The 18,021-nt window shown below is 70.3% G+C and carries 19 protein-coding genes; 17 read left to right on the forward strand and 2 right to left on the reverse strand.

The window, feature by feature from the left end; genetic code table 11:
* The first annotated feature begins 14 nt into the window (after positions 1–14).
* Positions 15–446, forward strand: a complete 432-nt coding sequence (gene tnpA / locus OG574_RS41980; protein ID WP_266558385.1) for an IS200/IS605 family transposase — start codon at positions 15–17, stop codon at positions 444–446.
* A gap of 92 nt (positions 447–538) precedes the next feature.
* Here the strand turns inward: tnpA and OG574_RS41985 are convergent, their stop codons facing one another.
* On the reverse strand, positions 539–1,027 hold the full coding sequence (locus tag OG574_RS41985; protein WP_326777490.1) for an LLM class flavin-dependent oxidoreductase: 489 nt from the start codon (positions 1,025–1,027) through the stop codon (positions 539–541).
* A gap of 36 nt (positions 1,028–1,063) precedes the next feature.
* On the opposite strand from OG574_RS41985, the gene OG574_RS41990 reads away from it, so the two are divergent.
* From OG574_RS41990 to OG574_RS42040, 11 genes are all read left to right on the forward strand, one after another.
* Positions 1,064–1,345: a hypothetical protein gene (locus tag OG574_RS41990; RefSeq protein WP_326777491.1), complete on the forward strand. Its 282-nt coding sequence runs from the start codon at positions 1,064–1,066 to the stop codon at positions 1,343–1,345.
* A gap of 99 nt (positions 1,346–1,444) precedes the next feature.
* Positions 1,445–2,860 carry a phenylacetate--CoA ligase family protein gene (locus tag OG574_RS41995; protein WP_326777492.1) on the forward strand — a complete coding sequence of 472 codons (1,416 nt, stop codon included), beginning with the start codon at positions 1,445–1,447 and terminating at the stop codon, positions 2,858–2,860.
* Entirely contained in the window at positions 2,857–3,750 is an 894-nt protein-coding gene (locus OG574_RS42000; RefSeq protein ID WP_326777493.1) for a hypothetical protein, read from the forward strand. The genes OG574_RS41995 and OG574_RS42000 overlap by 4 nt, the downstream gene beginning before the upstream one ends.
* 236 nt (positions 3,751–3,986) lie before the next feature.
* Positions 3,987–4,934: an ABC transporter substrate-binding protein gene (locus tag OG574_RS42005; protein ID WP_326777494.1), complete on the forward strand. Its 948-nt coding sequence runs from the start codon at positions 3,987–3,989 to the stop codon at positions 4,932–4,934.
* 2 nt (positions 4,935–4,936) lie between these two features.
* A complete protein-coding gene (locus OG574_RS42010; RefSeq protein ID WP_326777495.1) occupies positions 4,937–5,902 on the forward strand; it encodes an amino acid ABC transporter permease in 966 nt (321 codons plus the stop codon).
* 8 nt (positions 5,903–5,910) lie between these two features.
* On the forward strand, positions 5,911–6,663 hold the full coding sequence (locus OG574_RS42015) for an amino acid ABC transporter ATP-binding protein (protein ID WP_100594609.1): 753 nt from the start codon (positions 5,911–5,913) through the stop codon (positions 6,661–6,663).
* Entirely contained in the window at positions 6,660–7,874 is a 1,215-nt protein-coding gene (locus OG574_RS42020) for a M20 family metallopeptidase (protein WP_326777496.1), read from the forward strand. Before OG574_RS42015 ends, OG574_RS42020 begins: the two co-directional genes overlap by 4 nt.
* Positions 7,875–8,039: 165 nt before the next feature.
* Complete coding sequence (locus OG574_RS42025) at positions 8,040–8,912, forward strand: MurR/RpiR family transcriptional regulator (RefSeq protein WP_326777497.1); 873 nt, start codon at positions 8,040–8,042, stop codon at positions 8,910–8,912.
* 177 nt (positions 8,913–9,089) lie between these two features.
* Entirely contained in the window at positions 9,090–10,532 is a 1,443-nt protein-coding gene (locus OG574_RS42030) for a hydrolase (protein WP_326777498.1), read from the forward strand.
* Between the two features lie 66 nt (positions 10,533–10,598).
* Positions 10,599–11,387: an SAM-dependent methyltransferase gene (locus tag OG574_RS42035; RefSeq protein WP_326777499.1), complete on the forward strand. Its 789-nt coding sequence runs from the start codon at positions 10,599–10,601 to the stop codon at positions 11,385–11,387.
* Positions 11,388–11,463: 76 nt separating this feature from the next.
* Complete coding sequence (locus OG574_RS42040; RefSeq protein ID WP_326777500.1) at positions 11,464–11,976, forward strand: hypothetical protein; 513 nt, start codon at positions 11,464–11,466, stop codon at positions 11,974–11,976.
* Between the two features lie 141 nt (positions 11,977–12,117).
* Here the strand turns inward: OG574_RS42040 and OG574_RS42045 are convergent, their stop codons facing one another.
* Positions 12,118–12,798: a GntR family transcriptional regulator gene (locus OG574_RS42045; RefSeq protein ID WP_326777501.1), complete on the reverse strand. Its 681-nt coding sequence runs from the start codon at positions 12,796–12,798 to the stop codon at positions 12,118–12,120.
* A gap of 139 nt (positions 12,799–12,937) precedes the next feature.
* On the opposite strand from OG574_RS42045, the gene OG574_RS42050 reads away from it, so the two are divergent.
* The 5 genes from OG574_RS42050 to OG574_RS42070 all read left to right on the forward strand — a co-directional run bounded on the left by OG574_RS42050 (position 12,938) and on the right by OG574_RS42070 (position 17,899).
* Complete coding sequence (locus tag OG574_RS42050) at positions 12,938–14,275, forward strand: MFS transporter (RefSeq protein ID WP_326777502.1); 1,338 nt, start codon at positions 12,938–12,940, stop codon at positions 14,273–14,275.
* Positions 14,272–15,426: a maleate cis-trans isomerase family protein gene (locus OG574_RS42055; RefSeq protein WP_326777503.1), complete on the forward strand. Its 1,155-nt coding sequence runs from the start codon at positions 14,272–14,274 to the stop codon at positions 15,424–15,426. The genes OG574_RS42050 and OG574_RS42055 overlap by 4 nt, the downstream gene beginning before the upstream one ends.
* 16 nt (positions 15,427–15,442) lie before the next feature.
* A complete protein-coding gene (locus OG574_RS42060) occupies positions 15,443–16,345 on the forward strand; it encodes a polysaccharide deacetylase family protein (RefSeq protein ID WP_326777504.1) in 903 nt (300 codons plus the stop codon).
* Between the two features lie 89 nt (positions 16,346–16,434).
* Positions 16,435–17,124, forward strand: coding sequence for an alpha/beta fold hydrolase (locus OG574_RS42065; RefSeq protein ID WP_326777505.1), 690 nt, complete (start codon positions 16,435–16,437; stop codon positions 17,122–17,124).
* Between the two features lie 130 nt (positions 17,125–17,254).
* The gene (locus tag OG574_RS42070) at positions 17,255–17,899 is read left to right on the forward strand and encodes a GOLPH3/VPS74 family protein (protein WP_326777506.1); all 645 of its coding nucleotides are present in this window, start codon (positions 17,255–17,257) and stop codon (positions 17,897–17,899) included.
* The last annotated feature ends 122 nt before the right edge of the window (positions 17,900–18,021 follow it).

An 18,021-nucleotide genomic window follows, 5' to 3' on the forward strand; every position in this document is an offset into this window, starting at 1 on the left:
ACTACAGTTGGCTTATGTCACCACGATGGAACCCGAATCCTGACGTACGCACCGGCCGTCACGTCGTCTACAACCTTCACGTCCACTTGGTATTCGTCACCAAGTATCGGCGTAAGGCATTCACCGACGCCATGCTGACGCGCACCGAGGAGATCATGCGCGACGTCTGCACCGACTTCGAGGCCGAACTCAAGCAGTTCAACGGCGAGCAGGACCATGTGCATCTGCTCGTGCACTATCCGCCCAAGGTCCAGCTCTCCAAACTGGTCAACTCCCTCAAGGGCGTCAGCTCCCGCAGGCTTCGCCAGGAATACGACAGCCACGTCCGCCGCTACCTGTGGGGCGGACACTTCTGGTCCGGCTCCTACTTCGCCGGATCCTGCGGCGGCGCACCGCTGACCGTCGTCAAGCAGTACATCGAAAACCAGCAGCGCCCCACCGGCTGAGGACAACACTGCGGACCCGTGCGAACGCGCGGGTCAGAGCAGCCCTGAGATGGCCTTCACCCCCGCCGTAAACGGCGGAGCACTGGCCAAGATCAAAGGTAGAACTTCCCCTCGTACTCCACCGGGTCCGGACCCCAGCAGGCCCGCATCGCGGCGATGTGCTCCTCGAAGCCCGCGCCCCGGCGACCGGCCGGCACCCCGGTGGCCGTGAACTCCTCCGGCAGCCAGCCCTGCCCGATCCCCACGTCGAGCCGCCCGCCGGAGAGCCGGTCGAGGGTGGCGAGCCGCCGGGCCAGGATCAGCGGCGGCTGGAACAGCGCGTTGACGATGCCCGTCGCCAGCCTGATCCGGCTCGTGTGCGCCGCGGCCCAGGTCAGCGTCTCCAGGGGATCCCACACGTACGCCTCGGGCAGCCGCGCCTCGTTGCGCCAGTCGGGTCCGGCGGGGAGCAGCAGCCGCTCGGACAGGGACACGCTGTCGAACCCGAACCGCTCGGCGGCCCGCGCCACTTCGGCGATGGCCTCGGGGCCTGCGTACGGTCCGTAGCTCGGCAGGCTGAAGCCGATGCGGGGGATGTTCATCGGGAGCTCTCCTCGGTCGGGGGTGCTGCTCCGTGTATGACCGTGAGCGGCGCCGGAACTCATCGCGTGAACGCGGAGCGGCGGGACGCGGGACGATCTCGTCCGATTGCATGTTTCGGTGCGGACAATGGATCGCTGGATGTGTTCTTGACAGGAGAGTTTGCCGCAATGAGCATCGTTGTGCTTTCACCAGCCGGTGAAGGTCATCCGAACGATGGAGGGGGTTTTCGAATGTCCGCGATCGTTTCCACGCTCAAGCACACCAAGTACGTCATGGGTTCGCTGGCGGCGGTGCTCTTCACCAACTGTCCCAGCTGACGCGGCGACGGGGCGGGCGGCGACGGCCGCCCGCCCCGTCTCTTCGCTGCGTTTCAGGGGGGTCACGGTGCGCGATGTGTCGGAGGCGGGGGAGGAACTATGTTCGACGCGGGGATCCGGCAGTTCCGAATGGCGCTGGCGATGGTGCTCGGCCGCCCCATCGACGTACGGTCCGCCGAGCGGCTGGTCGAGGACGCTCTGGCGACGATCGCCGAGTTCGGCTCGCCGGGAGAGGATGTCGAGCAACTCCTGCGGGGCGCGGCCGCCGATCCGCAACTGCGTGCCGACCTGACGAACAAGGCCCTGCGCCGAACTGCGAGGCGACTGGCCGACAAGTCGCCTTTCTATGCCGAGCACTTCGAGGCCGCGGGCGTCGACCCCGCCACGCTGACCGTCGACACCATGGGCCGTGTCCCCGTCACCACGAAGACGGACCTCGTCAAGCGGCCGCGTGACTTTCTGTGCGGTGAGCCTTTCCTCGCCTCGCGCACCACCGGCACGACGGGCCGCCCCGCCGAGGTCTGGTACTCCCGTTACGAGGAGCGGCTGTGGCCTGCTCTGGTCGCTCTCTCGCAGGTCCTGCGCGGCAATGTACGCACCACGGACCTCGTCCAGTTCAACGTCAGCTCCCGCGCCACCGGCACCGCGTACGCGGAGATGCAGGTGGCCCGCATGGCCGGGGCCGCGATCCGCATGGTCGGCCTGGTGCCCCCCGCCGAGACCCTCGACCTCACCGTCGGCACCGACGCCGCCGCCCCGACCGTGATGGTCACCTACCCGAGTTATCTGGGCCAGTTGGTCGTCCTCGCGCGTGAACGGGGCCTCGGTCCCGCCGACTTCCGGCTGCGGCGCATCAACGTGGGAAGCGAAGTCCTGTCGCCGGCGCTGGCCTCGGCCGCCGAGGAGACCTTCGGCGCCCCGGTCCACGACGGTTACGGCATGACGGAGGTGACTCCGGTCGCGGGCGCGATCTGCGCGCAGCGGCATCTGCACATCGACGCCGGGATCGGCCTCGTCGAGGTGTGCGACCTGGAGACCGGGGAGCCGGCCGAGCCCGGTGCGCTCGGCACCATCGTCGCCACCCCGTTCTTCCCGTACCGGGAGTGCATGCCGCTCTTCCGCTACGACACCCGCGATCTCGTGCGGCGCCTGCCCGACGTGCCCCTCACCTGCGAGATGGCGAACGTCCCGGGCACCTCGCACATTCTCGGCAAGGCGGACCACGTGCTGAGCACCCGCGCCGGGGCCGTGATGCCGCGCGACATCATCGAGGTCCTCGACGCACTGCCGGGCGCCCGGTGGCCCATGCGCTACCGGACCGATGTCACCGACGGCCGGCTACGGCTCGAACTCGCGGCCACGTGTGCCGCGGGCAACACTCCGGCCGACATCGCCGGCCGCCTTGTCGAGGCCGGCATCGACGCGACCGTCGCCCTCACCGACGCCGAGGGGCACCAACTGCGGCGGTACCGCTGCGACTTGGTCGAGCACAGCTTTGCCGGGAGGGCCTCGTGAGCGCCGCACAGTCCGTGTTCTTCACCCTCGTCACGCTGGGCATCGCCGTGGGCGTCTCGCTCGCCGGTGTCGCGTACTTCCGGCTCGTCACCCTGCCGCGGCCGGCAGTCGGAGCCTTCAACGGCAACGACATGGTCATCATGATGGGCTTCGTCGTCGCCCTGCCGTTCCTCTACCTGGCCCTGCCCGGTGCGCTCCTGCCGCCCGTCCTCGGCCTCACCCTGGCGGGCGGCCTCGCCGTCGCCTACGGCCCCGTGGTCCGAAGCGCCCGGCTCCGGTGGCTCCTCATCGCCGCGCTCCTCGCGGCCGACTGGTTCGCCGCGCGCACCGCCGAACACGACCCGACCCATGCGCTCCCGTACTGGCTGATCAACAGCACCGTCATCATGCTGATGGCGGTCGGCGCCGCCAATCTCAACGCCCAGGGCGGTCTCCGCCTGCGGCACGTCGCCCGGTTCGCGCTCGCCCTCGCCGCGTACGACCTGTTCTTCGCCACGGCCGTGCCCATCACGCAGCGGCTCTTCGACGCCGTGCAGGGCTACGCCTTCGCGCCCTCCGCGGGCCTGCGCGTCGGAGACCTCGGCGCGGTGCTCGGCATGGGTGACCTCCTCGTGTACGCCCTCTACAGCACCGTCGCGTACAAGGCCTACGGGCGGTCCGGCCTCGCCACCGCTCTCGGTCTCGTCGCCGTGTTCGGCGCGCTGCTGCCGACCCTCACACCGGTCACGGTCGAGGCGCTCACCGGGCATCTCCCCGAGATCGTGCCCGCGCAGATCTTCTTCGGGCCCGCCGCGTTCGTCGGTCATCTGGTGCTGCGGCGGCGTGGACCCGAGCGCCGCATGGCGGACGTTCGCCCGCCCGCTCCGGCGCCCGCCTCCGTGGCCGCGTAGACCGTCGGACCTGCACGCCCGGCACCCGTCTCCCCGCTGAGGACGTCCGCCCGGGTGCTGATGAGCGCGTCGGGCCTCGTACCTGCCGACGAGACACGGAACAGGTACCTGCCCGAGCGCGAGCCAGGTATGTAACGTCTATTACATCTAGCCATCGTGAACATTGATGTGTAACTTCTGGGACGTCGGCGGAGGTGATTCCGCGCGCTTCGGACGTCCGAGAGGGAACGACGTTGATGTACATCTCTGTGCCCCGCCGCGGGGCGACTGCCGTGCTGGCCTGCACGGCTCTGGCGGTGGTCTCCGGCTGCGGCGCGAGCGGCGCCGGCGGAGCCCGGCCGGCGTCCCGGGACAAGGTCGCCGGGGTCACGGTCACGCGGGACGCGGCACTGCACGAGGCATTGCCCGAGCGGATCAGGAAGGCAGGCACCGTGCGCGTGGCCACGGACGTCCCCTACCCGCCGTTCGCGATGTTCGTCACCGAGGGGAAGAGCGAGCTGACCGGCCTGGACTACGACCTCGGCCAGGCCCTGGGCGCGAAGCTCGGCGTCAGGTTCGCCTTCACCCCCACCAAGTTCGACGGCATCGTGCCCGCCCTCCAGGCCGGCAAGTTCGACGCCGCGATGTCGGCCCTGACCGACAACAAGGAGCGGCAGAAGGTCGTCGACTTCGTCGACTACTCGCGATCCGGCTCGGGCATCCTGGTGACCGAGGGCAACCCGGCGAAGATCAGCACGCTGGACGACCTCTGCGGCAGGAAGGTCGGCGTCCAGGCGGCGACCAACCAGTACAAGCTGCTCGACGCCCACCAGGCCGACTGCCGGGCGGCCGGCCGGAAGGCGGCCGACATCCAGACCTTCCCCAAGGACTCGGACGCCCAACTCGCCCTGCGCTCAGGCAAGGTGACGGCCGAGGTCGTCACCAAACCCGCCGCCGGATGGTCGGCCATGACCGCCGACGGCGGCAAGGCCTTCGACCTGGCCGAGGACCCCAAGGCGCCGGCAGGCTACCGCGCCTCACCCAACGGCATCGCGGTCACCAGACAACTTCCGCAACTGACCGACGCGATCCGGCGGGCGCTCCAGGCCCTGATCGACGACGGCACCCTCACCAAGATCTGCGACAAGTACGGCGTCGCCTCCATCGCCGTGAAGGAAGCCACCAAGAACGCGGCGGTGGACTAGAGATGGCCACCACCACCCCCACGGGCCGGCAACGCACGGGCGAGACCCCCGCACCCGACGCCTTCGAGATCGTCCCCGTCCGCCACTGGGGTCGCTGGATCTCCGCGGTGGCCGCAGTCGCCGCGCTGGCCGGCCTCATCGGCTCGCTCGCCAAGAACGGCAACCTGCACTGGGACGTCGTCGGCCACTACCTGTTCGCCGGGCTCATCTTCGACGGTCTGGCCACCACGTTGTGGCTGACCGTCGCCGCGATGACCCTCGGCCTCGTCCTCGGCACCCTCGTGGCCGTCATGCGGCTCTCCGACGACCCGGTCCTGTACGGCCTCTCATCGCTGTTCGTCTGGGTCTTCCGCGGCACTCCGCTGCTCGTCCAGATCATCTTCTGGGGATACGCCGGAGCCCTCTACCAGCACGTGATGATCGGTATCCCGTTCACCGGCGTCACCCTCTTCCAGGCCGACACCAACACCCTGCTCACCCCGGCCGTCGCGGCCCTGCTCGCGCTCGGCCTGAACGAGGCCGCGTACGCCTCCGAGATCGTCCGCGCAGGGATCCGCTCCGTCGACGCGGGGCAGACCGAGGCGGCCCACTCGCTCGGCATGCGCCCGGCGCTCACCATGCGGCGGATCGTGCTGCCCCAGGCGATGCGGGTGATCATCCCGCCGCTGGGCAACGAGACGATCAACATGCTCAAGATGACCGCCCTGGTGTCGGTGATCGCGGCGCACGACCTGATGTCCAACATCCAGGACGTGTACGGGCAGAACTACCAGGTCATCCCCATGCTCGTGGTGGCGTCCCTCTGGTACCTGGCTCTGGTCAGCGTCCTGAGCGTTCCGCAGGCGTGGCTCGAACGCCGCTACGGGCGCGGCACGGCCCGCGGCGCCGCGGTCTCCCCACTGCGACGCCTTTGCGCCGGATCTCTTACCGCCCTGCGCAGCCGCACACAGAAGGAGGCGGGCCGTTGAACGCGCCCATGGTGCACGCCGAGGGCGTGCGCAAACACTTCGGGAAGCTCCAGGTCCTCAAAGGCATCGACCTGACGGTCGAACGCGGGCAGGTGTGCTGCCTGTTGGGGCCCTCCGGGTCCGGCAAGTCCACGTTCCTGCGGTGCATCAACCATCTGGAGAAGATCGACGGGGGCCGCCTCTCCGTCGACGGCGAACCGGTCGGCCACCGGCCGCAGGGTGCCCGCCTCCATGAATTGCGTGAGCGCGAGGTCGCCGCCCGGCGGCGCGACATCGGCATGGTGTTCCAGCGGTTCAACCTCTTCCCGCACATGACGGCTCTGGAGAACGTCATGGAGGCCCCGGTCAAGGTCGCCGGCGCGGCCAAGGACCAGGCCCGCGACGAGGCGAGGACCCTGCTGGACCAGGTGGGGCTCGCCGACCGGGAGGGCCACTACCCGGCCGAGCTCTCGGGTGGCCAGCAGCAGCGCGTGGCCATAGCCCGCGCCCTCGCGATGAAACCGAAACTGATGCTGTTCGACGAACCGACGTCGGCGCTCGACCCCGAACTCGTCGGCGACGTCCTCGACGTCATGCGCCGACTCGCGGCCGACGGCATGACCATGGTCGTCGTCACGCACGAGATCGGCTTCGCCCGCGAAGTCGGGGACCTGGCCGTCTTCATGGACGAAGGCGTCGTCGTCGAATCCGGTGATCCCCGACGGGTCCTGGCCGCACCGGAGCAGGAGCGCACCCGCGCCTTCCTCTCGAAGGTCCTGTGAGCGCCCCGCCCCGGCAGCAGCCCCTCGACGAGGCGCTGTTGGCCCTGTCCCACGCACACCGGGCGCGGTACCTCGAAGACCTGGCCGAACTCGTCGCGATCGACTCCGGCTCGTACAGCCCCGACGGCGTCAACCGGGTGGCCGACCTGGTCCGGGCCCGCCTCGAGCGTCTGGGCTTCTCGGTGGAACGCGTCCCGCTGCCGCCGGCCCACGGTCGCCGTACCGGAGATGTGCTGATCGGGCGCAGACAAGGTCGCCTCGCCGTCGCCGACGGAGGCCGCAGGCTCCTGCTCGCAGCGCACATGGACACCGTCTTCGACGACGGGGCCGCTGCCGAACGTCCCTTCTCCCTCAGCGGATCCCTCGCCCACGGACCCGGCGTCAGCGACGACAAGGGAGGCCTGGTCGCAGGACTTGCCGCCCTCGAGATCCTCGCCCGGGCCGGCGTCGAGGACTACGCGGAACTCGTCTTCCTCGCCACGCCGGACGAGGAGATCGGCTCACCCGCCAGCAGACCGGTCACCCGGCGGGCCGCCGAGGGGGCGCACTACGCCCTCGCCCTCGAATGTGCCCGCGAGAACGGCGACCTGGTCATCGCCCGGAAGGGCGTGGCCGACTTCAGGCTCACCGTCACCGGCCGCGCCGCACACGCGGGCATCGAACCCGAACGCGGAGCGAACGCCGCTCTGGCCGCCGCCCACCTCGTCATCGCGATCCAGGCGCTGAACGGCAGGTGGGAGGGCGTCACCCTCAACGTCGGCGTCGTCCGCGCGGGCAGCCGCTTCAACATCGTCTGCCCCGACGCGGAACTCCTCGTCGAGATCCGCTCGGCCACGGACAGCGGCATGCGCGAGGCCACCGCCGCCATCCGGGAGGCCGCCGCGCGGCCCGTCGTCCCCGGCACCCGCGCCACCGTCGAGGAACTCGAATCCTGCCCGCCGATGGAGGACACCGATGCCTCCCGCCGGATGCTCGACCGGGCCAAGGACATCGGCGTACGTCTGGGCCTGCACTTCGGGGCCACGGCGACGGGCGGCGTGGGGGACGCCAACACCATCGCCGGCACAGGGGTCCCGACACTGGACGGCCTGGGACCGGTCGGCGGCGCCGACCACACCCCCGAGGAGTGGCTCGACGTCGGTTCGGTCCCGGCCCGGGTCGCCCTGCTCGCCTCTCTGATCGCCGATCTCGGCGACAGCCGCAGCGACTGACGCTGCCCCAGACGCTCCCGCACCGGTTCGATCGCGCCGTTGCCCGGTGCGGGAGCACTTGTCGTGGCCCGGGGTGCGGCGACGGCCGGGACCGCGGCTCCGATGATCGGCATTAGGCTCGGCACGCGGGCCCACGCCCGCCGACGACCGAGAAAGGAACCCGCGATGGCCTCCGGCGCACTCGCCGACGTGATCCGGCACAAGCTGGGCGACCTCAGCCCGGCCGAGCGCAAGGTCGCCCGCGTACTCCTGGTCAACTACCCCTCTGCCGGCTTCGAGACCGTCGCCGTCCTCGCCGAGCGGGCGGGCGTCAGCGCCCCGACCGTCATCCGCTTCGTCGGCAGGCTCGGCTACCGCGGCTTTCCCGACTTCCAGAGCGCCCTGCGCGAGGAACTCGACGAACGCAACGCCTCGCCCCTGTCCCTGTACGAATCCGCCGACCGCGCCCGCGCCGACGAAGGGGCGGACGGCGACGCGTCCCTTCTCGGGCAGGGCAGCCGGCTGTTCAGCGGCGCCGTTGCCCAGACCCTCACCGAACTCCCGCCGCACGACCTGGAACACGCCGTCTCGCTCCTGGCCGACGGCAAGCGGCGCATCACCCTGGCAGGCGGCCGCTTCACCCATCTCCTCGCCCAGTACCTCGGGCTGCACCTCATGCAGTTGCGCGGTGACATCCGCCTCCTGCCCGCGGGCGACGTCGAGCGGACCGCGGCGCTCGGCGCGCTCACACGCCGCGACGTCCTGGTCGTCTTCGACTACCGCCGTTACGAGCAGGACAAGGTCACCATGGCCCAACTCGCCCTCGAACAGGGCGCGAAGGTCGTCCTGTTCACCGACAAATGGCTGTCCCCGGTCTCCGCGCACGCCGAGGTCGTACTGCCCAGCCTCGTCACGACACCGTCGCCGTACGACAGCTTCGTGCCCACCCTCGCCGTGATCGAGACCGTCGTCGCCGGAGTCGTCGCGGCGCTCGGCGACGACGCGCCGGCGCGCCTGCGGCACACCGAGGAGATCGCGCGGCGTATCGGTCTGCAGTGACCTGGGGCATCGGCTTGCGGTGATGCGGACCGTCGACTCGCAATGCCCTGTCGAGACATCGGATTGCCATGTACTGTTCAATCGCGCGTGGGCCCTCCCTCCTTACGGCCGGTGTTCTACGCGCGCAGACTCGACGCCCGCACCGCCTTCTCCCCACCCCTCACGGAGGTATGACGGATGCTCGGATCCAGAAGTCCCCGCCGCCGCGTCGCCTGCGCGGCCGCCGTCCTCGGGATGCTTGTCGCCGGTGTGACGGCAGGCCAGGCGGCCACCGCCGCCACCCCGGCCGCCGCCGCGACGCCCCACCGCGTGCTCTTCGACAACACCAAGGCCGAGACGGCCGGCAACGCCGACTGGATCATCGGCACCAGCCAGCCCGACCCGCTCGGCCAGGACGCGACCCCCTCCGCCGAGAACGACTGGACGGGCGCGCTCTCCGCATGGGGCGTGGGCCTCCAGAAGACCGGCGACTACGCGCTCAAGACACTGCCTTCCGGCAACACCATCACGTACGGGACCTCGTCGGCCCTGGACCTCAAGAACTTCGACACGTTCGTGCTGCCCGAGCCGAACGTGCTGCTCGGCGCGGCGGAGAAGACCGCCGTCATGAAGTTCGTCCAGAACGGCGGCGGACTCTTCCTCATCTCCGACCACACCGGCGCGGACCGCAACAACGACGGCAACGATGCGGTCGAGGTCATCAACGACCTCATGACCAACAACTCCGTCGACTCCACGGACCCGTTCGGCTTCTCCGTCGACACGCTGAGCATCAGCACCGACAACCCCAAGGCCATCACCTCCACCACCGACCCCGTCATCAACGGGTCGTTCGGCAAGGTCGGCGGCAGCATCATCCGCAGCGGCACCACGGCCACGCTCAAGCCGGGCGACAACTCCGCGGTCAAGGGCCTCGTCTACCGCACCGGATATTCAGGCAACACGGGCGCTTTCTTCGCCACCAGCACGTTCGGCAGCGGCCGCGTCGCGTTCTGGGGTGACAGCTCCCCGATCGACGACGGCACGGGCCAGTCCGGCAACACGCTCTACGACGGCTGGAACGACCCCGCCGGCACGAACGCGCCACTCGCCCTGAACGCCACCGAGTGGCTCTCCGGAGCCACCGGCAGCAGCGGCGGCGGGGGCACCTGCACCGCCGCCCAGCTCCTCGGCAACCCGGGCTTCGAGTCGGGCAGCACCACCTGGACCGCCTCCAGCGGTGTCATCACCAACGACACCGGCGAACCCGCGCGCACCGGCACCTACAAGGCATGGCTCGGCGGCTACGGCTCCGCCCACACGGACACCTTGTCGCAGGCGGTGAACATCCCGACCGGCTGCGCCGCCACCCTCAGTCTCTACCTCCACATCGACACGGCCGAGACCACCACCACTACGGCGTACGACACGCTCAAGGTGCAGGTCCTCAACAGCGGCGGCACCGTCCTTTCGACGCTCGGCACCTACTCCAACCTCAACGCGGCCCCGGGCTACGCGCTCAAGACCTTCAACCTGGGCGCCTACGCGGGGCAGTCGGTGACCGTGAAGCTGACCGGCACGGAAGGGTCCACCCTCCAGACGTCGTTCGTCGTCGACGACACGTCGGTCGGCGTCAGCTGACCGACCGCAGGTCAACCGCCAACCATCCGTACGGACAAGCGAGTTGCTGTGGCAGACTGCGTGGCCATGACGGCAGAGACATCACCCGGCCCCCGGATAGACACCAGCAAGCCCCACCCGGCCCGTGTCTACGACTATCTTCTCGGCGGCAAGGACAACTACCCCGTCGACGAGGCGGTGGGGGAGCAACTGCCGCCCGAGGCAAGGGACGGGGCGCGCCAGAACCGTGAGTTCATGCACCGCGCCGTCGCGTGGCTCGCGGCCAATGGTGTCGGCCAGTTCCTCGACATCGGTACCGGGATCCCGACCGCGCCGAACCTGCACCAGATCGTCCAGCGGATCCGCCCCGAGTCGCGCGTCGTCTACACGGACAACGACCCCATCGTGCTGCGGCACGCCGAGGCCCTGCTGGTCAGCAGCCCCGAGGGCATGACCGACTACGTCCAGGGCGATGTGCATGCGCCCCGCGAGATCCTCGACCACGCCCGCAAGCTGCTCGACTTCGACCGGCCGGTCGCGCTCTCGCTCATCGCGCTCATGCACTTCCTGCCCGGGGACCAGGAGCCGTACGACATCGTCTCCACCCTGGTGGAAGCGCTGCCCTCCGGCAGTTACCTCGTGCTGTCGCATGCGTCGTCCGACATCTTCCCGGAGCTGTCCGCGCAGGTGACGGCCGAGTACGCGAAGGGCGGGATCGAGCTCGGGTTCCGTTCGCGGGACGAGGTCGCCCGCTTCTTCGAGGGGCTCGAACTCGTGGAGCCCGGCCTCGTGACGGCGACGGAGTGGTTCCGGGACACGGACGCCCCGCGCGCGGAGAACGGCGGAATCTACGGCGCGGTGGCGCGCAAGCCGTAGGACGGATCGAGACGGACACCGGTGCAGCGTCCGGCGGGAGTGATCTCCCGGCGGGCGCTGCATTTATTGTTCGCGCATGGCAGCAAATGTGGAGAAAAAAGGGGAGTTGCTCGACACCCAGCGTGAGCGCCTCAAGGAGCGCATCTACGCCGCGATCACGATGCTCGCGGTGGTCGTGGGCCTCGCGCAGAGCCCGCACGCGGAGCACTGGACCGCTGCCGCCTATGTGACGGGCACCGCGGTCGGGCTGTGGCTGGCCACGCTGGTCGCGGACGTGCAGGCGCACCGCGTCGTGCACAAGCGGTTCCCGGGGCGCGCCGACGTGCGGCACATGCTGTACGTCAGCAGCCCTCTGCTTTCGTCCGCGGCCGGCCCGCTTGCGATGGACGCTCTGTCCGCGGCAGGCGCCCTCGACCTCGACACCGCCCTGTGGATCGCGGCCGGCGCGGGCATCGCGGGCATCGCCGCCTGGGGCTTCGAGGGCGGCCGCCGGATGGGCGGCGGGCTGCTCGCCTCCAGCCTGGCGGCCGCGGTCGACGCGGTGATCGGGGCCGGCGTGGTGGGGGTGAAGCTGCTCGCGGGGCACTGACCGCGAGCCCGCGCGGGACGGTCTGCCCGCCGGGCTGTACATCGTCGGCCGCCACCTCGACGACGCCCAAGTCCTGCGCGCCGCCGCCGCGTTCGAGCGCGTGGCGCGGTGAGCCCACCGGTGGCCGACGGGGCTCGGGGCTCAGTAGGTGTCGGGCGCGTCGAACAGGAGGCGCAGCGCCACCTCCCTGTAGTGGCGCACATGCCGGAGCGCGCACGCGGCCGCCGCCTCGGGGTCTGCCGCGGCGATCGTCTCGTACAGGCGGCGGTGTTCCTCCCATACCGACGTGGGGTCGTCGATCTGGTGGAACAGCCAGCGCAGCCGGCCCTCCAGGGGTTCGAGGGTCGCGGCGAGGAGTTCGTTGCCCGCCGTCTCGATGATGTGGTGGTGGAACGCGGTGTTGGCGCGCGACACGCGCTCGGGACGCCCGGCGAGCGTGGCCTTGCGGGCGGTCTCCAACAGCCGCTGCATCTGGCGGAGCTGAGCCTCGTCCGCGTTCTCGGCGGCCCGGCGCGCCGCCAGGACCTCAAGTGCCTCGCGCAGGTCGAAGAGGTTGGCCACGTCCTGGCGTGACAGCTCCTTGACGACGATGCGCCGCGGGGACAGGGCCTGGAGGAACCCCTCGCTCATCAGGATGCGGATGGCCTCGCGCACCGGGATGCGGGAGACGCCGAACTCCTCGGCCACGTCCCGCTCGACGAGGCGGTCGCCCGGCTTGAGTCTGCCGTCGATGATCTGGTCGCGGATCCCCTCGCAGACCTGGTCGCGAAGCCACCCCGTCCCGGTCGGGGACGTGGTGTCCCGGGTCTGGCCCTGTGTCATGTGTCCTCCCCGAAAAGTTGCTCTTACGGTATACCAAACGCTTGACGAGGCCCTGGGGTTCCCTTCATTGTTTGGTATGCCATAGCGCGGAAGTTGCACGTCAGCACGTACCCGAAGTCTGCCGAATCGAGGGTCCGCCATGTCGCAGGTCAACCCCGTACACAGCACAGATGAAAGAACCGGGGCCGACGCGGGGCCCGCCCCCGCCGCCCGGCCCACCCGCACCCGCTGGAAAGTGTTCGTCCTTCTCCTGGCCGTCGTGGCCCTCAACTACATCGACCGCGGCTCCGTCTCCGTGGCGCTGCCCCTCATCACCGAGGACCTCCACCTCTCCAAGGAGGTCACCGGCTTCGTCCTCAGCGCGTTCTTCTGGACGTACGCGCTCATGCAGATCCCCAGCGGCTGGCTCATCGACCGCTTCGGGCCCCGCTACATGGCCGGTGGCGCCTGCGTCGGATGGGGCGTCGCGACCGGACTCACCGGCGCGGCCACCGGCGTCGGCTCCCTCCTCGGGTTCCGCCTGCTCCTCGGCGCCGTAGAGGCACCGGTCATGCCCGCCGGCGGCAAACTCAACGCCAACTGGCTGCCCGCGAAGGAACGCGGCCGAGGCGCCGTCCTCATGGACGGCGGCGCACCGCTCGGCTCCGCGCTCGGCGGCATCGCCATCTCCGGACTCATCGCCTGGACCGGCAGCTGGCGCATCAGCTTCGTCGTCGCCGGTGTCCTCACCGCGGCCATCGGCTTCTTCGCCCTGTGGTTCCTGCGCGACACCCCGCGCGCCCACCGTGGCGTCAACGCGGCGGAGGCCGACTACATCGACCGCGCCCACGCCGCCGAGGACGCCGCGGCCGGCACCGACCGGCGCGCCCGCCTCCGCGCCTATCTCAGGTACCGCTCGTTCTGGGGCATGTGCCTGGGCTGGATGGGCTTCAACGGCGTCTTCTACGGCATCCTCACCTGGGGCCCGCTCTACCTCTCGGAGACCAAGGGCTTCGACATCAAGACCATCGGCTGGTCCACCCTCGCCATCTTCGGCGCGGGCTTCGTGGGCGAGCTGACCGGCGGCTGGATCTCCGACCGCTGGCAGGCCACCGGCGCCGGAGCCAACCGCGTGATGCGCACGCTGATGGGCATCGCAGGCGCCGCGGTCGTCGCCGGGCTCCTCGGCGTCGTCCTCGTACCCGACGCCCTCACCGCGGTCGCGCTGCTCTCCGGCGTGCTCTTCTTCCTGCGCTGGGCCGGCCTCTACTGGTCCCTGCCCTCGATCCTCGGCGGCCGGGCCAACGCGGGCGTCGTCGGCGCCGCCATGAACCTCTCCGGCAACATCGCCGGAATCGTCACGCCCATCGCCGTCGGATTCATCGTCGGCGGCACCGGCTCCTACACCTGGGCCCTGCTCTACTTCGTCGGCGCCGGCGTCCTGTTCACCGTCTCGTCCCTCGTCATCGACTACTCAAGGAGGCTCGCCACCCGATGACCAGTCACACGCCACCCCGCCTCGGGATGCTGACCCCGTCGTCCAACACCGCCCTGGAGCCGGAGACCTACGCCCTCCTGCACGGCACCGACGCCGCGACCGCCCACTTCGCGCGCGTCCCGGTCACCCGGATAGCCCTGGACGGGGACAGTGACGCCCAGTTCGACCCCGGCCCGATGCTGGCCGCGGCCCGACAGCTCGCCGACGCCAAGGTCGATGTCATCGCGTGGAACGGCACGTCGGGCTCCTGGCTCGGTATCGAGCGCGACCGCGCACTCGCCGCCGCGATCACCGCCGAGACCGGCATCCGCGCCACCACCTCCACGCTCGCCCTCCTCGACGCCTGCGCCGCGTACGGAGTCACCCGGCTCGGACTCGCGCTGCCCTACACCCGGGACGTGTGCGAACGGATCGTCGACACATACGCGAAGGAGGGGATCACCTGTTCCTTCGCGGAGCCCTTCGGCGAGGACGACAACGAGGCCTTCGCCCGTATCCCCGCCACCGACATCGCCCGGCAGATCGAGCAGGCCGCCGAGGAGGACACGCACGCCGTGGCCGTCCTCTGCACGAACGTGCGCGGCGCCGGAGAGGCCGAACGACTCGAAGGGGCCCTGCGCATACCGGTGTTGGACTCGGTCACCGTCACCCTCTGGAAGGCCCTCGACCTCGCGGGCGCCGCCCCCCGCCTCACCGGCCACGGCGACCTGCTGCGCTCGGGCAGCCTGCGGGCCCTGATCCAGGACACCTTGAACGGCCTCCTCGCCGCGACCGGCGCCGACCGCACCACGTTCCGCGTCGACCTGCCCGAGCTCGGCCTCCACGTCGACCTCACCGCCGGAGAGGCGCTGCGCCCCGGCGTCCGCCCGATCCGCCGCGACGCGTCGCTCGACCAGCGCAACCTGAACACCGTCGTGTGGCTCGAACAGCACCGGAAGCCGCTGATCCAGCCCCACTTCCACGAGCACCCACACCCGCCGCAGGCCCTCATCGACGTCTACGGGGTGCAGGCCCAGATGCTCGCCCCCGTAGAGACCGGCGGAGCCATGACCGGCTGGATCTCCGTCCACAGTCTGGCCGAACGCGACTGGACGCCCACCGACACCGCCGCCCTCGACGACGCCGTCACCCGTATCCGCACCGCCCTGTGACCTAGGAGCTGCCCCCATGAAGGACATCAAGATCGCCCTCGGAGTCGACGTCGACGCCGTCGCCGGCTGGCTCGGCAGTTACGGCGGCGAGGACTCCCCGAACGACATCCAGCGCGGCGTCTTCGCCGGAGAGATCGGCACCCCGCGCCTGCTCAAGCTGTTCGAACGCCACGGCATCCGCACGTCGTGGTTCATCCCCGGTCACTCGATCGAGACGTTCCCCGAGCAGACCCGCATGATCGTCGAGGCGGGCCACGAGATCGGCGCGCACGGCTACAGCCACGAGAACCCCATCGCGATGTCCCCCCAGCAGGAGGAGGACGTCCTCGCGAAGTCCGTCGAACTGATCGAGCAGTTCACCGGTCGCAGGCCCAAGGGCTACGTCGCCCCCTGGTGGGAGATGTCCGAGTCGACCGCCGCGCTGCTCCACAAGTACGGCTTCTCCTACGACCACTCGCAGAACTACCGCGACTTCACCCCGTTCTACGCCCGCGTCGGCGACTCCTGGACGAAGATCGACTACTCCGGCGAGGCGAAGGACTGGATGAAGCCCCTCATCCACGGCCACGAGGTCGACCTCGTCGAGTTCTGCGGCAACTGGTACGTGGACGACCTCCCGCCCATGATGTTCAACAAGCACTCCCACAACAGCCACGGCTATGTGTCGCCGCGCGCGCTCGAACAGGACTGGAAGGACCAGTTCGACTGGGTCCACCGCGAGCTCGACTACGCGGTCATCCCGGTGACCCTGCACCCGGACGTCTCGGGCCGCCCCCAGGTGCTGCTGATGCTGGAGCGCTTCATCGCCTACGTCTCCGCCCACGAGGGAGTCTCCTTCTGCACCCTGGAGGACGCGGCCGACGACTTCCGCCGCCGCTTCCCGTTCGAGTCCAAGGAGCGGCCTGCCGACATGCGGTGAGTTCCGCGGGGACCGAGAGTCAGAGAGAGGACCGTCGTGCGCACGGCGGTCACACAGAAGACGGACGGTCCCATCGTGGAGGGTGCACCATGACCACGTACGTGTTGATCCCTGGAGCCGGCGGCTCGGCCTGGTACTGGCACGGGGTCGGTGACGAGCTGATGCGCAGGGGGTGGGACGTCGTCTCCGTGGACCTCCCCGGAGACGACACCCGGGCGGGTCTTCCGGAGTACGTGGACACGGTTGTCGACGCGGTCGGTGACCGGACCGACCTGGTGGTCGTGGGGCAGTCCCTCGGCGGGTTCACCGCGCCGCTGGTGTGCCCCCGCCTGCCCGTGTCGCTCCTCGTACTCGTCAACGGGATGATCCCGCGGCCCGGCGAGACACCGGGGGAGTGGTGGGCCCACACCGGCCAGGAAGAGGCCCGCCGCGCGAACGACGTGCGTGAGGGCCGCGACCCCGACGCGGAGACCGACCTGGAGACGTACTTCCTGCACGACCTGTCGCAGACGCTGATCGACGCGTCGGCGGAGCACAACCAGGACGAGTCCGCGGCGGCCTTCGCCACGCCGTTCACCCTCGACGTGTGGCCGGCGGTGGAGACGCGGGTGGTGACCGGCCGCGACGACCGCTTCTTCCCCGCCGACTTCCAGCGCCGGGTGGCGGAGGACCGACTGGGCATCACCCCCGACGAGGTGCCGGGCGGCCATCTGGCGGCACTGAGTCACCCGATCGAGCTCGCCGACTGCCTTGAGGCCTACGTCAAGGAGAGCGCCTGACGTCCGCCGGGACCCCAGTGGCGTGAGCGCCCTTCCGGATGAGAGCCCGGCCGGCTCATCCGTTGGGCGCAGCGCCGCTCCACCCGCTGGGCGGATCACTCACGGTCATGCTCGCCGTAGCGTCGATGCCATGACGCAGACTCTGTACGGCCGGATCTATCTCACGGCCTACGACACCTCCGCCCACGGCCTCTACGACCGCACGAGGACGGGGTTCCTGATCCGGGCCGCCGTCCTGGCCGAGCTGGCGATCCGGGGGAACCTCGTCGGCTCCGGAGGCGACGTGTCGGTCGCGACGCCGGGACCGACCGGGGACCCGGTCCTCGACCTGACGCTCAGCCATGTCGCGCGCGACCGGCGCGGCTGGAAGTCCTGGATCAAGCACGACCGCAAGGAGACGCTGCACGCGGTCGAGGACCGGCTCGTCGCCGAGGGGGTCCTCGCGGTCGAGGAGAAGAAGTCCTTCGGCCGGTCCCGCCGTGAGGTGACGGTGCGGGACGCCTCCGCGGTCACCTCCCTCCAGGCCACGGCGGCCGGGCTGCTGCACGGCGTCGAGCCGGCCGCGCGGATCGCGCCCGCCGACGCCGCGCTGGTGGCCCTGGCCGCCGCCGGCGGCATCCGGTCGGTCGTCTCCCGATCGGATGCCCGCGCCCGCAAGGACCGCATCGCGGAATTGACGGCACGGCTCGACGCCGTGGCCCCCGGCCTGGGCAAGGCGGTCGGCGGTCTCGGCATGACGATGGTGGCGGCGCAGGGCGGGATGGGCGGTGGCTGACGGCCCTGACCCGGACGCGCTCCCCGGCGAGCGTCCTACGACTGCGGCGGCTGGTTGATCGAGAGCCGTTCCCCGGCGCGGACGATGTACTTCGCGAGATACGCCGGCCGGCCGCCGTGCTG

Source organism: Streptomyces sp. NBC_01445 (genome assembly GCF_035918235.1).
Taxonomy (GTDB): domain Bacteria; phylum Actinomycetota; class Actinomycetes; order Streptomycetales; family Streptomycetaceae; genus Streptomyces.